General features: G+C 35.0%; 10 protein-coding genes. 3 read left to right on the top strand and 7 right to left on the bottom strand.

Features of this window, described 5'->3' with window-relative positions; genetic code table 11:
* Positions 1 to 230: 230 nt before the first annotated feature.
* The 6 genes from AAGD20_RS06400 to yidC all read right to left on the bottom strand — a co-directional run bounded on the left by AAGD20_RS06400 (position 231) and on the right by yidC (position 11,172).
* Complete coding sequence (locus tag AAGD20_RS06400; protein ID WP_410520901.1) at positions 231 to 2,264, bottom strand: type IV secretion system protein; 2,034 nt, start codon at positions 2,262 to 2,264, stop codon at positions 231 to 233.
* Between the two features lie 292 nt (positions 2,265 to 2,556).
* Positions 2,557 to 5,586: a type IV secretion system protein gene (locus AAGD20_RS06395; protein ID WP_341748855.1), complete on the bottom strand. Its 3,030-nt coding sequence runs from the start codon at positions 5,584 to 5,586 to the stop codon at positions 2,557 to 2,559.
* Positions 5,587 to 5,593: 7 nt separating this feature from the next.
* Positions 5,594 to 8,008 carry a VirB4 family type IV secretion/conjugal transfer ATPase gene (locus AAGD20_RS06390; protein ID WP_341749480.1) on the bottom strand — a complete coding sequence of 805 codons (2,415 nt, stop codon included), beginning with the start codon at positions 8,006 to 8,008 and terminating at the stop codon, positions 5,594 to 5,596.
* A 26-nt stretch (positions 8,009 to 8,034) separates the two neighbouring features.
* Positions 8,035 to 8,322, bottom strand: a complete 288-nt coding sequence (locus AAGD20_RS06385; RefSeq protein WP_094648608.1) for a VirB3 family type IV secretion system protein — start codon at positions 8,320 to 8,322, stop codon at positions 8,035 to 8,037.
* Between the two features lie 560 nt (positions 8,323 to 8,882).
* On the bottom strand, positions 8,883 to 9,491 hold the full coding sequence (yihA, locus tag AAGD20_RS06380) for a ribosome biogenesis GTP-binding protein YihA/YsxC (protein WP_341748854.1): 609 nt from the start codon (positions 9,489 to 9,491) through the stop codon (positions 8,883 to 8,885).
* Complete coding sequence (gene yidC / locus AAGD20_RS06375; RefSeq protein ID WP_341748853.1) at positions 9,481 to 11,172, bottom strand: membrane protein insertase YidC; 1,692 nt, start codon at positions 11,170 to 11,172, stop codon at positions 9,481 to 9,483. Before yidC ends, yihA begins: the two co-directional genes overlap by 11 nt.
* A gap of 397 nt (positions 11,173 to 11,569) precedes the next feature.
* Between yidC and clpB the strand changes: the two genes are divergently transcribed.
* The 3 genes from clpB (at position 11,570) to AAGD20_RS06360 (ending at position 16,065) form a co-directional block, all read left to right on the top strand.
* On the top strand, positions 11,570 to 14,149 hold the full coding sequence (clpB, locus tag AAGD20_RS06370) for an ATP-dependent chaperone ClpB (RefSeq protein ID WP_341748852.1): 2,580 nt from the start codon (positions 11,570 to 11,572) through the stop codon (positions 14,147 to 14,149).
* Between the two features lie 15 nt (positions 14,150 to 14,164).
* Positions 14,165 to 15,172, top strand: a complete 1,008-nt coding sequence (locus AAGD20_RS06365) for a mitochondrial fission ELM1 family protein (RefSeq protein ID WP_341748851.1) — start codon at positions 14,165 to 14,167, stop codon at positions 15,170 to 15,172.
* 68 nt (positions 15,173 to 15,240) lie between these two features.
* Positions 15,241 to 16,065: a TatD family hydrolase gene (locus tag AAGD20_RS06360; RefSeq protein ID WP_341749479.1), complete on the top strand. Its 825-nt coding sequence runs from the start codon at positions 15,241 to 15,243 to the stop codon at positions 16,063 to 16,065.
* A gap of 8 nt (positions 16,066 to 16,073) precedes the next feature.
* Here AAGD20_RS06360 and AAGD20_RS06355 read toward each other — a convergent pair whose 3' ends face one another.
* The gene (locus AAGD20_RS06355; RefSeq protein ID WP_341748850.1) at positions 16,074 to 16,733 is read right to left on the bottom strand and encodes a GNAT family protein; all 660 of its coding nucleotides are present in this window, start codon (positions 16,731 to 16,733) and stop codon (positions 16,074 to 16,076) included.
* Positions 16,734 to 16,945: the final 212 nt, after the last annotated feature.

Raw genomic sequence — 16,945 nt, 5'->3', positions numbered from 1 at the left:
CATTGCGAGCGAGCGTATGTGAGCGTGGCAATCCATGAAGTTTGTATGGATTGCTTCGTCGATCTTACGACCTCCTCGCAATGACGTTGGGGTAGAAGTGCTTCCGTCATTGCGAGGCCACGTAGTGGTCGTGGCAATCCATTGTTCATTGGATGCCATATATGACGTTAGGGGTTTTTGTACTCCTCGCAATGACGACATCATAATGTTATTATGGTTAATTCTAGCCATTACCCAGCACCACCAGGACTCATACCACCACCTGCACCCATATCGCTACCACCGCCACCCATACCACCACTACTAGAATCTTTTGCTTCTTCCCCTCCTTTCCTTGGTTTTTCTACGGGATCTTTTTCGGGTACTTTTCCGCTTGATTTTTCTGAAGCATCGGCAATAAAGTCTATCCCTTTCTTAACCATGTCAACTATCTTAGTAGGACTGGCTGTTACAGAATCCATGATCGGTCCTCCATTAAGCTCAGCTGCAAACTGACTAATTGATTTTGAGAAATAATAAAAAATAATTGAGAAAACTAATACATATAGTAAATCTATCATCAATGAGAAGATATCCGTCACAATTGATTTAATTGGGAAAAAACTTAAAAGATGCTTTTCCCAACCTACTCCTGAATAATATTGTAATAATTTATACCCAGCACTATTTCTACAATCTTCAGGCTTATCTATTGGCAATCTAAGCTCAAAAGTACTAAACTGAACCTCATTATGTACATAGTCATGCCTCATAAACTGACAATTCTTGTATATTGCCGAATCGTACATAGTAAGCAGCAAGGCAATAAAACCAGCTATTACCGCAGGCTGCAATGCACAAGATATACAAATTTTTAGCCATGCGTCAAAATATGCTTTGGTTCTGGTAAATAAAGCCATAGGAATAAATATAGGAGAAATATAGGTCATGACATATATGGTAACTAAACATACTAGGTAATGGGTTAAAAAATATAAAATTATTGAGATAAATATTACAGAAAATATTAACCCAGATACTACTATTATGATATTACCAGCTAATAAAAAGCCAAATAATACAGTAAAAAATCTGAATGCCCCTACCTTACCCAAATCATCCGGAGCTTCACTACCAGGTTTTTTAAAATCTTCCTTATTCAAAGCAGTACCTTTAGTATCGCCCGACACAGTATTAGGAACGTTATTTAAAATAGCTTCTGTATTATAGATTAACCCCATACCCAAATAATAAGCTATCCGACAATCAACAGCATCCCAAAGGGCATAAAAACTATAACCATTTTTATATTCCTTAGCATCAAATTCACATAACCCTCTAGAACCACCAGAATTAAAAACTATTTGGGCAAATTGTGGAGTAAGTTCAGTAAGTAACGGTAAACCATACTGCAACATCCCATTGTCAGTAGTTTCTTTACCACCCTTAAAATAAGCTGGTCCAATACCTGTAGCAAAATAAGTCACCATTATTAGTTTCATAACAAAAGTTGCTATTTTATCTAAATTACCATATTCCTTGCTTAGAATCATATTAACAGCAAAAAACATAATATATAATATTAACGCTGCCCTAATAGATACTTTCAAAGATTCTTGAAAGGTCGAGAATGGATTAAGGGCAACCAAACTAACTTTATCATTTTTTGGGTTACAGTTACTATAACGGAAAAAAACTTTATCCAGAGTTTCCTTCATGCAATCTACAGCTAACCCAGAAAAATTAAATAACGACTGACTTCTGGTAGTACCCATATAACAAGTTTTGCCTATATTCCGACATTGTTCATCTGGCGGCAATGGCGGAGCTGGTGTGGTAGTATTCTTACAAGCCAATGGAAATGGTCCTTTTGAAGTAGACATGACCAGGCACAATAAGCGTCTATCAACAATTTTTACTGTCAGAATAATATCCTTCAACAAACTGTTTCCACCTAAATCAGGATTATCAGCACTTAACTCACCGAGAGTCTTAGAGTCATTTAAGTTAAGAGTAATAACTGTACATTCTTTAGGACTCCCTTTTTTATTTTTTAGACAAAATTTAAATCTTGCATCACTTGGATCGCAAGCATCAGGAGCAAGAGGGTTGGTCATATCAATACTATACATAATATGACCGTAAGCAGTACTTTTCTTTAAATAATCATCGGTTCCAAATGAGACTGATGGACACAGCTCTCCATAACCAGCAAAAACCTCAACTGCAAAAAATATTAAGCAAAATTGTATAAAAATTTGTATGGCTTTACTCACTTTACACATGGCATTTAAAAGACATAGGAAAAATAGTCTGACGTCATTGCGAGGAATGCGGGAGCCGCAAGACGAAGCAATCCATTTTTGGTTAGTTTTATGGATTGCTTCGTCGGTTACACCTCCTCGCAATGACGTCTTGGTAAGAGTACTGGTCATTGCGAGACCACGTAGTGGTCGTGGCAATCTATTTTTGATCACTTTTTGGATTGCTTCTTGGCTCGCACCTCCTCGCAATGACGTCTTGTACTTTTTTGCAATTTTTAAATTGCTACTAGGTTTATGCGTAAGGTGAGTGGCTTTATGAATTTTCATCAGAGCCATCTTTTTTTACTTTTACATTAGCACTATCAGCTATAACTTGTCTAGCTGCTCTATTTTTAATAGATTTTGCTTTGAAATCTTTAAATGCTTGTTCCTCTAATTTAGCATTTCTATCTTTTATTTCACGATTTCTTATTTCTTGTTTAACGTAACCAGTATCTCCAAGTTTTAAAGTGTGATCCTCCATTTCTCTCGAAGTTTTAGAAAGTACTCCAGAAGCACCAGAAGCATTTTGCTCTTTTGCCAATGCTGATGCAGCAGGAGTTGCCTTTTCTAAGGGCTTACCTAATTCCTGTTTATTAGTAGCTAGCGGTGGTGATTTATCAATAGGACTATCTGTTGCTGCTATTGTAGTAGTTGCCGCTAAAACAGGACTTTCACCAACACTCGTCTCTAAATTACTTCTTGCTTCCTGTGAAGCCCCTCCTCCACTTGAAGAACCGCCTTCATTGACAGCAGCTACAGTAGCTTCTGCAATGCGACGAATTGGCAAAGAAGCTCCAGTACCTCCTAAAGATTTCGTTCCACCTCCTGCTGAGCCAGTAGCTCCAGCTGAACCACTGGTACTTACGCTATCTCCTACTGATTCATCACCAGTAGTACTATTACTATCTCCAGCTAATTCACCTTTATCGCCACCTTTACCACCACCAGCCAAATCCTTAGCTCCCCCTCCTCCGGCTGCTTTATCTCCTGCCATGTTTCCAGCTGCTCCAATAGCAGCCATACCAGCTTTAAATATTGCTTGCGGATGAATGGCAACACTACTAAGTGCCACACCCTCGGTCATATCAGCCGCAAATTCTGCTAACTGAGCACTAAGGTGATACATTAAATACAAAGTAAAGCAGGCAGTAATTAACGCTAGCACAATATCTTTAATTTTTTCAAAAATTAATTTTGGTGATACAAAGAACATACCGGGCCCCATAACAACACCCTGCAGAAACTGAAATTTAGATAAATAACTATCTGTACTACCACTTCCTGGCTTTTCTTTAAGCATCTCATTTAGGTTATCTTTAGCAAAATCAACAACTGTTGCAAGTGGATTATTAAGCATATAACCTAGGCTATTCTTACAACTTTTAACTTCGTCTTTAGTATACTTACTCCAATCATTATTAACAAAAAATATTTTCACAGCTCTTTTTCCGTCGCCACCACTTTCTATACTATTGTTTATGGTTTTACTTGTATATTTACAGTGACCATAAAAACCAACATCGTAAACCGAAAACATCATAATCATAAAGGTCACCACCACCATAGGCTGTAACAAAAATGATATTAGCAATTTTACCCACGATTCAAAGTAACCTCGTGTATATTCAAATAAAAACATTGGTACGAAAAGAGGTGCTAAAACACCCAATATTACTATAGATATCATGCACATCACTGTAGCATTCACCATAAATGCTCCAACAGATATCACTAATAAAGGATAAGAAAGTGCTAAAGATACAAGAGTCATGTTGCCTGAAATAATAGCAGGAATCAGTAAATATACATAAGGTGGAGCTGAGAAACTAAAGAAGTCAAAACTCTTGAAATCATGATTTCTATATTGATTTTCTACCATCATCGTTGATAGTATATCTAATCCCAAATAATGACTTACCCGACAATCTAATGCATCCCATAATGGCAGATAAGAAAGACTCTTATCACCATAATCTTCAGGGTTAAATTTACACAAATCTGATGGGGCAGAATTCATAACCCAACCACCAAGCGTATCTATTCCTCCTAATAACAAAGGAAAAGCCCATTGCACCATACCATCTAGTCGATTATAGTCAGAACCACTATTGGGAGTAATATTTATACCTACAGAGAAATAGGTTACAAATAACATTTTTAATACAAAATTAATTATTTCATTTTTAGGTGGAATTTCACTAGAAAGTATGATTTTAAAACCAAAGAAAATTACATATATAGTTAATAAAGCAGTGACAGTTCTGTGCATATTACGCTGAAATTGAAATAATACACTACTCTCCCTTTTACTAGGATTAACCACTTTATTAACATCATCAAATGTACAAACATCTTTACTAATCAGTAATCTTGCGGTCATTTCTTTAATACATTCGATTAATGGAGCAGAGATAACTATGGCTGTCTTAGAATTATTATAAGCCCTTTGGTAACAACTAGAGGATGATAAACCACAATCAACTATCGCCATTGGATCAGTAGCAGTTTTGTTAGAACCATTTTGAGAATTATCACCAAGATTCATAAAAGACGCATATATAGATTCAGGGTGGGGTTCTCTAATATACTTACAACCAACCGGCACCCAATCTGCTAATATAGTAGGAGCAGCTACACACATAGTATCCTTTTGCCTTACTACTTTAAAAACAACTGGCAAAAGCACGTCTAACATTACACCGGTATCACCATCTTTTTGATCCTTATAAATAACATGAAATTCGCCCTTATTATCTTTCCAAGCCTCCATAATATCATGCCATGGATCAGAACCGGTTAATACGGCTTTAGCAATAGCAATGGCAGAAATACCTATTGCCTTTATCCTAGCAGTTTGTAGCTTAATATTATTGCAAAATGCAAAGGTTAATTTGGGATCGTTTGGATCAATTTTATTATTTCTTGCACACTGCCCCCCAGGGTAATCTCCATCAAATAATTCATGATCATTTATTTTAAGACGCAGCATCGTATTAGCATAAACCCCTGGCGAGATTATATTCGCAGTAGCAAAGGAAAAAAACGACCCTGGTATACAAGTGTGAGAAAATTCTGTACGTAATAAGTCACCCACACCCCGAGTTTCACAGGTCAAACTTGAAAGAGTAGTAATTATAGTACCTAAAGCATCTTCTTCTGCATAACTATTATGGATAGCAGTAATATTGAGTATACTACATAAGATCAGTATCCTACCAAATGCTTTAACACTATACAATAAGCCACTGACACTAAAGTTACAGTATAACAGGGTTAATAATTTTCTATGTTTGTAATGCATAAATTAACTAAAGTGACTTTACTTCCTCATAAAATATAGGTAACCATTTTTCAGGATCATCACCATATTGCTCTCTAATCTTATTCAACAATAACACCGTTTCAACCCGACCAGAAAGAACATTAATAATATCATTCATACCATCTAGGTTTATTTTAGCAACAACCGCATCTACTCCCTGTTTTATTAAAAAATAACGCGATGTTGGATCAGTAGTTTTTATTAAAATATATTCCCGTTGACTAAGCATAAAGGCACTACGATAAATATCAGTTGCCTTAAGATTGGGTAAAAATATTTGGGTTGCAGTTTGTTGAATCAGAGTATCGCTGATTCTGCTTTTAGCTGCATCTTCAACGCTTTGGGTAGCAAAAATTACAAAAGTATTTAACTTACGCAAAACTTTTAGCCAGTCCTTAATTTTCGGAGCAAATACCGGATTATCAATCAAAGCCCATGCCTCATCAAGAACTATCATAGTTCTCTGACCATCTAAAGAAATACTAATTCTATGGAAGATGTATAATAATACAGGAGCAAGACTAACTGGATCTTTTAACAACTCTGTCATATCAAAACCAAATACTCGAGCTTTCTGTAAATCGATATTATCTGTCTCATTATCAAATATTCTGGCATGCGAACCTCTCCCAACCCACATAGCAATTCTACCTGCCAAACTATTAGGACCATCAATGCCTAAAAATGCTACAACATTTTTTAACCTTCTATCTTTCTTTTCTAGCTTAAAATTACCGCTTACTGCTTGTGATAGAGTCTTATTATCTTCGGATGATAACGACTCTCCATTAGAAGTAACCAATACTTTAAGCCACTCTAATATAAATGTTCTATTCTCTCCAGTATCATCAAGTTGTAAGGGATTAAAGTTACATTCTCCCCCCGGATCAATTGTGGTATAAACCCCATTAAGTGATCTAATAAATATTTCTGCACCGTGATCTTTATCAAAAAAGAACATTCTCGGTTTAAATTTTTGTGCTTGTGCACATAAAAAATTCATTAATACTGTTTTACCAGCCCCAGTTGGACCAATAATCAAACTATGCCCAACGTCCCGAACATGAAAACTGAAATAAAAAGGAGTACCCGAAGTAGTATCGAGTACAGTCACATATTCTCCCCAATGATTATTAAAAACCTTACCTAATGGATAATTATGCATAGATGCAAAACTAGCCATGTTTAAAGTATTGATAGTCGAACCTCTTACTATATAATCCATATTCCCAGGAAGCTGTCCCCAATAACTCGGTTCCATATTAATTTTTTCTCTAACAGGTTGAATTCCAGAATTAGAGAGTTCAACAGAAGCCATAGATAAAGTATCTTCAAGAGATTTTAAATTACTATCAGAGCAGAGAAGTGAAAAATGGTGTTCTCCAAAACCAATATCACCACTGGTAGCCATATCAAGTGCTCGAGAGATTTCGGCAACTTGTGATACAGCCTTATCGTCTGATTGAATCATCCTATTTTGTTGTAGTTGCATTTTATTAATTGCCACCGTTCTATTAGCAAAAATAAAACTCTGAGTCATAACAAATTCAAAAGGCATTTGTAAAAAGCCATCAAATATCCCAGCTGATGTAGATGGTCCATATTCTAAAATACTTAGTATCCCAGCATATCTTCTACCCGCTGGACCACGTGCTTCTATGGATCTAGAACCAAAAAATAATCTATGGGTTGGAAGATATTGGTCTATTGAACTTCTGGGAACAACCATTTGCATTGAAGAACCACAATTTACCAGAGTACCAAGAAACTCCATAATATCACAACAATAGCCACTACTAGATTTGCGGACGCCAAGTAGCGTAGCACCATAACTATGGAAAGTGTTAACTACTCTTGAGGACATTTCTCGTAGACTGTCCTGCATCTCTCGCATGTCATTTTCCCAAGCCGATTTATTAGACTTTTGCATCAACTTCTTAACAAAGTACTCGATTACAGCAACTCCAGCTTTATCTGGTCGATAAAGAATACTAACATACAACTCATTAAAAAAAGACCTAGAACCGGCATGTTTCTTACGCCATTCATTTGATAAATAAGTTGTGAAATCATTAGGTACTTTTATGGTAGGATCAGAGGTATATTCCAGCCCATCAAAAATCACTGGTCTACGCCTCCTGATCGTGTGGAAATACATCACAATGTTGCCTGATGACATATTTTTAAGCAAAGAATTCCTGATATTTTTTTTAATATCTAAATCTTCATCATCAGCTGTTTCAAAGGAAAATCCCCCTATCTTTACTACTTGTAATAATTCATTATTTTTGGTTAGGATAGTATTACTATCCCAATGGCACTTATAAGGAATAAAATGAGAAGTAGGTTTTTCTTTCCTAGAACTCGATTCTTTTGCTGCTTTTGTTACAGATAATTTTATCATTTTGTCATTTTATAACTGTTCTTTTAAATACCGTATGAGTTCGCTCCATAGAATGATTTATTAGGACACTGGCTACATTTAGAAGATTTATTTAAGAACAATTCTATAAATCTTGGTTCTTTAAAACATATTACATACCCTATCATATGAATTACAAAAGCAACAAGCAAATTCATAATACTATTACTTTGAATAAATAATGACATCGATATGATCATATTAAGTGCTGCAAATTTTATACTCACGCCAAATATCATTGCAGGTCTTGTTAAACCAACAAATAACGGATCTGATACTAAACTACCTGACATAAATTAATCCCCTTTAACTCCAATTCGGTTATATCTATAAATATATAGTCAATTCACCTGAATTAGTGCCGCACCCATCATGCTGTCATTGCGAGGAGGCGTAAGCCTCCGAAGCAATCCATTTTAATCGTTTTTTTGGATTGCCACGACCACTACGTGGTCTCGCAATGACGCTGAGACTAAATACTAATCGAATTTATAACGTCGCCAATTCAAGTTAATTCACTATAGCAGATTTTTATGCTCCACTAATAGATGTTTTCATTATTTTTGTAATATTAGTTATTTTTTTCATTAACGTGAGTTGCCAATTAAAACGTCATTGCGAGCAAACGTACGCATAAGCGTCAGTTTGAGAAAACAATAATTGAAAAACCGTCATTGCGAGGAGACCGTAAGGTCGACGAAGCAATCTAGAAAAGTGATTAGAAATGGATTGCCACGCCACCTACGGTGGCTCGCAACGACGACTTTTCTACTTTATTTTCTTAAACCGACGCTTATACAATGACGCCAAGCTATTTGCTATATGACTTTTAAATGTCATACGTGAGGTGAGTTTATAATTTAATGCATTTTGCCAAACTAAACTGCAATTCTTTTGCACCTTCTTTACTCCTACTACTTGTATAAATTACATTACAGGAGTAGCCCAAAGTTGCAAGAAAATTCTGTGCTGTTGCCGTTAGGTTTTCTCTATCTGTTACCTTATCTGACTTGGTAAAAACAATTTGGAAATCTTTATTGCAAGAAAGTAACAATTTAGCAATTTCCATATCATTTTGCTTTACTCCTCTTCTAGCATCAATCAACAAATTTACTAATTTGAGATTTACACTCATTCTGAGATAGTATGTTATTAATACTTCCCACTGTTGTTTGATATATATTGGCACTTCAGCAAAGCCATATCCAGGAAGATCAACTAAAATAAGTCTATCGATAAGGGAGAAAAAATTTATTTGCCTAGTGCGACCAGGAGTATTAGAAACCTTAGCAATACTTGAATTATTACAGATACTATTAATCAAACTTGACTTACCAACATTTGATTTACCAACAAAGGCAATCTCTGGTACAGATGTATTAGGGAACTGATTTATTTTTGCCACACCAGCTATAAATTTTACCTCTTGCCGAAATAGTTTTGTAACCTTATCAACCGACATTCTTATCTAGCTTATTAATGTAATATTGCTGAGCTATTGATAAAATATTACTCCAAGACCAATAAATCACTACTCCCACTGGAAAACTACTAAACATTACTAAAAAAACTAGCGGCATAAATTTCATTACTTGAGCTTGAATTGGATCGGCTGACTGTTGTGGAGTCATCCTTTGCAATAAGAACATAGTAAGAGCCATGAGAATAGGCCATGCACCAATCATTAGGAAGCTTGGGCAAGCAAATGGCAATAGTCCGAACAAATTAAAAATTGATGTTGGATCAGGAGCAGATAAATCTTTTATCCAACCAAAAAATGGTGCCTGACGCATCTCGATAGTTACATATAACACTTTATAAATTGAGAACAATACTGGGCTTTGTACAATAATCGGCAGACAACCAGCAAGGGGATTAACCTTTTCTCTTTTATACAATGCCATAACTTCTTGGTTAAGTCTCATTTTATCATCAGCATATAACGCTCTAATCCTCTCTACTTCGGGCTGAATATTTTTCACTCTCTTCATAGAACGATATGATTTATTAGCAAAAGTAAACATTAGCAGTTTTATAATAACAGTTACGATCAAGATACTAACACCGAAGTTACCAACGTAATGATAGAAAAAGTTCATAACATTAAAGAGTGGTTTAGTGATTATATAAAACCAACCAAAATCAATTGCCCGGTCAAATAATTTAATATTATATTGCTTTTCGTATTTGTCTAATAAGTCAACTTTCTTTGCTCCGGCAAATAATCTTTGCGATATAGTGAGTTTTTGTCCTACTTCTATAGTCTGAGTTGAAGAAATGAAGTCGACCTGGTATTTTTCAACACCGTTTTTCATTGCATAATTGAAGTTGGAACTATATATACTAGCTTTATCTGGAATTAAGGAAGATAACCAATATTTATCGGTTATACCAACCCAATCAACAACAGTTTGTGGAAATTTCTCAGTTTTCTTATCTTTTAAATCGTCAAAAGAATGTTCTTTAAGCCTACCATCAATAACACCGATTGGTCCTTGATGTAGTATATTAACTGATTTTTCTTTACCAATATATTTACGGTTAATTAGTCCATAATATTGCACTGAAATTGGTTCTTTGCTATCATTCACCGTAGTTTGATCTATGGTAAATAAATAATTACTATCCATACTTATCGTAACCAAGAATTTAACCCCATCTTTGTTGATCCATGACAAATTCACAGGGTTTGTAGGCGTTAACTGATCATTATCAGCCTGCCACAGAGTTTCACTATCAGGAAGAATAATACTATTATCCTTGTTAAACCAGCCTATTTCAGCAAAATAAGCTTCTTCTGACTGAGAATGGGCAAATAACACAACAGGTTTACTGTCTGGTGATAAATCTTGCTTATATTTCAACAAAATTAAATCATCAAACCGGAGTCCTTTTAAAGCAATCGATCCAGAAAGTAATTCTGAGTCTATCCGAATTCTCTTAGTAGAAACAGGTGATTCAGCTTCTTTAGGGGTTGCTACTTGATTATTCTTTTTCTTTAACTCTTGAACTTGCTTGTTATATATTTTATTTTGCTGTTCTAATTTTTGTAATCTTGGTTTATCATAAAAATATTGCCATCCAAAAATAATCCCAAGGGACAAGACAATTGCAGCTACCAAGTTAACTATGTTATGATTCATTACCGGTCTAAAAAATAATTTATATTATATAAAATAAAATAGAATACCCTAAATTTAGGGTTTTCATTATACTACTCCTATGAGTTCTATAAGATTTAAGTAAATTAATCAAGAAATTTGATTTATTGATTTAATATACCAGCATCTCTTGTATTATTATTCACCATTAATTATATATTAAAGTACTTAGTGGAAGAAAATATTATGATATATTTATAGTATAGCTCATAACAAACTAACGTCATTGCGAGAAGACCGCAGGTCGACGAAGTAATCCAAAAAAGTAATTAGAAAGGATTGCCACGCTCACATATGTTCGCTCGCAATGACGGAGTAATACTAATCGGGTTGGCTATAATAAACTTTGAGTTAATTTAAAATTTATGAGGTTATGGTAATGAACATAGAGAAATTTACTACCCAGGCAAAATCTGTATTATCTAATGCCCAAAGCATAGCAGCAAAAAATGATCATCAGCAAATATTGCCATTACACATATTGGCGAGTTTATTAAACGATGATAGTGGAGTTATTGATAATCTTATTAATACTTTAGGTACTAGCTTCGATGATTTGAATAGAGCTATAACCGTAGAATTAAACAAAATCCCAAAAGTGCAAATAGAGGGAGGAGGACAACTTTACCTATCATCAGAAGCACTAAAATTACTTGATAAAGCATTAGAGCTTGCAAAGAATAATGCCGATAGTTTTATAACTATTGAGAGAATTTTTGAGGCATTATCATATGATAAAACCTCTGCTGGTAAGATTTTATCAGAGAATGCAATAACTAATAAAAAAATAAACGCAGCAATTTTACAGTTAAGAAAAGGTAAGACAGCAGATAATAACTCTTCTGAAAGTAGTTATGACGCCCTAAAAAAATATGGTAGAGATGTAACCGAGCTAGCAGAACTTGGTAAACTTGATCCAATCATCGGTAGAGATGAGGAAATTAGAAGAACCGTGCAAGTTTTGTCGAGAAGAATGAAAAATAATCCTGTGCTAATAGGAGAGCCAGGAGTTGGTAAAACGGCGATAATAGAAGGGTTAGCCCAAAGAATATTTAGCCAAGATATTCCAGAAACTCTAGCAAATTGTCGAATCATTGAACTTGATATGGGAGCTTTAATTGCTGGGGCTAAATATCGTGGTGAATTCGAAGAACGACTAAAAGCTGTATTAAATGAGATTAAGCACTCTAGTGGGGAGATTATTTTATTTATTGATGAGCTACATCTTTTAGTAGGAACTGGTAAGACAGACGGAGCCATGGATTCATCAAATTTACTAAAGCCAATGCTTGCTAGAGGAGAACTCCATTGTATCGGTGCTACGACTTTAGATGAATATCGCAAATATATCGAGAAAGATACCGCTCTTGCCAGAAGATTTCAAGCAGTTTACGTTAATGAACCAACAGTAGAAGATACTATTTCGATTCTGCGTGGTATTAAGGACAAATACGAATTACATCATGGCGTAAAAATTGTTGATAGTGCTATAGTTGCCGCTAGCACTCTATCTAACAGATATATTACCGATCGTTATTTACCAGATAAAGCTATTGATTTAATCGATGAAGCATGTAGTCGGCTAAAAATAGAATTATCTAGCAAACCGGAAGAATTAGATGAGCTTGATCGTCGTATCATTCAAATAAAAATTGAGCTAGCAGCTCTAAAAAAAGAAGATGATGAATATTCAAAAAAGAAAATTATCCAATTAACAGACGAATTAACTAAACTTGAATCTCGTTCTTACGATATGAATGCTAGCTGGCAAGCTGAAAAATCCAAAATACATATTGAACAAAAATTAAAAGAAGAGCTAGAAAAAGCTCGTTTAGAACTTGAAAGAGCAGAAAGAAGTAGTGATCTTGCCCGAGCTAGTGAGTTGAAATATGGTATTATTCCTGATTTGACTAAGAAACTACAACAAGCAGTAGAAGGGGGAAATAACAAATTATCAAAAGAAGTTGTATCAGAAAACGATATAGCTATAATTATTTCCAAAATTACTGGTATACCGATTGACACAATGCTATCAAGCGAACGTGAGAAGTTATTAGCGATGGAAGATAAACTACGTCAATCGGTAATCGGTCAAGATGAAGCTATAAAAGGAGTCAGCGATGCTGTGCGTCGTTCTCGTGCTGGAATACAGGATCATAATAGACCACTTGGATCGTTTTTATTCTTAGGTCCAACTGGTGTTGGTAAAACGGAACTAACCAAAGCTTTGGCACTTTTTTTATTTGACGATCGTAATGCCATTCTCAGAATTGATATGTCTGAATATATGGAAAAACACTCTATATCACGTTTGATTGGGGCTCCTCCAGGCTATGTTGGTTATGAGCAGGGAGGAGTTTTAACAGAAGCGGTACGTAGGAGACCTTATCAAGTTATTTTATTTGATGAGGTAGAAAAAGCCCATACGGATATTTTCAATATCATGTTACAAATTTTGGATGAAGGTCGTCTAACTGATAGTCAAGGAATAACTGTTGATTTTAAAAATACCATCATTGTTCTTACTTCCAACCTTGGGGCTGAAATACTTATTAATCAACAGCAAGATGATGACCAAGATGCAATTAAAGAACAAGTAATGCAACATGTACGAGCAACATTTAAACCTGAATTCTTAAATAGGCTAGATGAGATTATTCTATTCCATAAACTAACTCGTGCTGACATACATGATATTGTCAAAATACAACTAGATAATTTGAAAGAAATTCTTTCACAACAAAATATTACATTGCAATTTGATCAATCGGCAATAAATTACCTGGCTGATAAAGGTTATGATTCAATGTTTGGTGCTAGACCATTGAAAAGAGTTATTCAACGAGAATTACAGAATAATTTCGCCAAAATGATTCTTTCTAGTAGAATCGGTAGCGGTGATATTGTAAATATAAAAGCAATAAATAATGAATTAGCTATTGATAAAATGATAACTTAACAATAATTATGAAAAATGCACAATATTAAACCCAAGATTTGGGTATTAGCTGATAGCAGGGTGGGTAATGTCAATCAAGCTATAGCTCTAGCAGAAAAGCTTGGTCTTGGTTATCAATTAAAACCTATTGAATATAATTTTTGGGGTAAATTACCAAATTTTTTACTAGCCCTTAGCCCTATCCATGTGAAAAAGCAGCTATTACAATCGTGGGAGATGGAAGGCTTCCCTGACTTAATAATTTCTGCTGGGAGAAGAACCGCTTCTTTAGCGAGCTATTTAAAACATAAATCTGCTGGGAAAGTAAAAATTATTCAAATTATGCACCCCAACCTACCATTTAAGCAATTTGACCTAATTATTTTACCGCATCATGATAAGGTTAGCAGGGAAGAACTATGCACGAATGACAAGAATATATTGAGAATTACTGGAGCTCTTAATAATGTTCAAGCAAAAATACAGGCTGGCGGTATTGAGTTACGCAAAAATTATCCAGATCTTAAGCAGTTTATATCGGTAATTATTGGTGGTAATAGCAAAAATTATCAATTTACCGACGAAAATGCTCGCGAATTTGCTGCAATATTATCTAATCTTACTAAGACCCAAGATGAAAAACATACCCTGTTCATTAGCTTTAGTCGACGTACTCCTAATTCAGCAAAACAAATTATCAAAAATAAGGTACCTTCATCGGCTATTATTTACGATCCAACAGAGGAAGAAGCTAAACCTAATCCTTATTTTGGGATGTTGGCACAGGCAGATTACATAATTTCTACGGCTGATTCGATTTCTATGTGTAGTGAGGCAGCTTCCACTGGTAAACCTCTTTATATATTCTGTCCTAGTAATTTTAAATCACCTAAACATCTAGCATTTACACAAAATTTGCTAGAATTAGGAATAGCTAAAATACTAGACAAATCTGTAATGCAGCTTGAAAACTATAATTATGCCCCTCTTAATGAAGTAGAAAAAATTGCTAATATCATAATTACAAAAAATTGGATAAAATGATGATCCATAATTCGACAACAAAATCACCAACTAGCCTGGCACCAACTAGCCTGGCTTATGCAGAAAGTATATTAATTGATTCTCATTGTCACCTCAACATGTTAAAAGAAGACTTATCAGCCATAATAAGCAGAGCTGAGAATAATAATGTTAAGTACATGCAGACTATATGTACTACCATTGAGGAATTGCCGGATATTTTAGAAATAGCCGTAAGATACGGTAATGTTTTTGCTTCGTGTGGAGTTCACCCCAATGAAGTGAAGGAAATTGTCTCGTGCGAAACTATTATGGAATATTGTAATCATCCGAAAATTATTGGAATTGGTGAAACTGGTCTCGATTATTATTACCAGACATCAGACAAACATCAACAGATTAGTTCTTTTGGGCAACATATACAGGCATCTCAAAGTACCGGGTTGCCAATTATAGTCCATACAAGAGAAGCCGAACAAGATACTATTGATATTTTAAGTAGCGAAATGCAAAATATCGCGTTTCACGGTCTTATTCATTGCTTTACCGCTTCAAAGCATTTGGCAAAAAAAATGCTTGACCTTGGTATGTATATATCGATTGCTGGAATTGTAACCTTTAAAAACGCCACCGATTTACAGGATATAGTACGTTATATTCCACTAGACCGGTTATTAATTGAAACAGATTCTCCTTATCTTGCCCCTGTTCCGATGCGTGGCAAACAAAACGAACCAGCTTTTGTCAAATATGTAGCAGAAAAAATAGCTGAAATAAAAGAAACAAACCTAGAAACAGTAGCAAATGCTACTACCACAAATTTTATATCTTTATTCAGCAAAACCCATCTAGTTGTAAATTGTAATTCCCGCCCACTATTATCATTTCCTCCCACTATTGTCATTCCCGCGTAGGCGGGAATCTAGCCCCCTGCTTCTATAGAGCCTGAGCAATCAGAAAAGTTTTTTAACCGTAATTTTGTATCCCACTCATCTTTAAGTATACTATAATATACTGTATCTCGGCGTCTATCATCAGGCATAAGAGTGTGGCTTCGCAATACACCTTCTTCAGTTGCTCCAATTTTAATTAGCCCACCTTTAGCTCTTACATTAAGTGCATCTGTTTTAAACTCTACCCTTTCCATATTAAGGTAATCAAAGGCAAAATGCAATAAAAGAAACTTGGCATTTTTGTTAATACCACTTCCTTGAAACAATGTTTCTATCCAACTCCAACCTATTTCTATCCTTCTATCTTTTGGAGAATAATTGCCAAAAGCCGTTGACCCAACAATTTTTCCTGTTTTCTGCTCTTCAATAGTAAAATGATATCGTAAACCCATTTTCCTTTGTTGTATAGCATCATCAACGTAGTCGTTCATATCTTGTACTTGAGACATTTTGATAGCAAAATATTTCCAAACTGCGTAATCATAATGGAACCGAACAAACTCAGGCATATCATCTGCGTTTAATGGTCTTAATCTTACTAACTCATTATTACAGATAATGTCATGCTCAAAAAAGCTGCCATTATTCTTAGCTAACGCTAACTTAAAATTAGCGAATATATTGTTCATATTTACTCCTACTATAGTTGACGCCTGGGTAAAACCCTTCCGTCATTGCAAGGAATGCCCAAACCTCAGCCGTCATTACACATAGGCATCAGTTTAAGAAAATAAAGTAGAAAAGTCGTCATTGCGAGCGAACATATGTGAGCGTGGCAATCCATTTTTAATCATTTCTGGATTGCTTCATAGACCTAAGGTCTCGCAATGACCTCGCAATA

This window comes from Candidatus Tisiphia endosymbiont of Sialis lutaria (assembly GCF_964026535.1).
Classification (GTDB): Bacteria; Pseudomonadota; Alphaproteobacteria; order Rickettsiales; family Rickettsiaceae; genus Tisiphia.
This window is presented reverse-complemented; position numbering and strand designations above follow the sequence as displayed.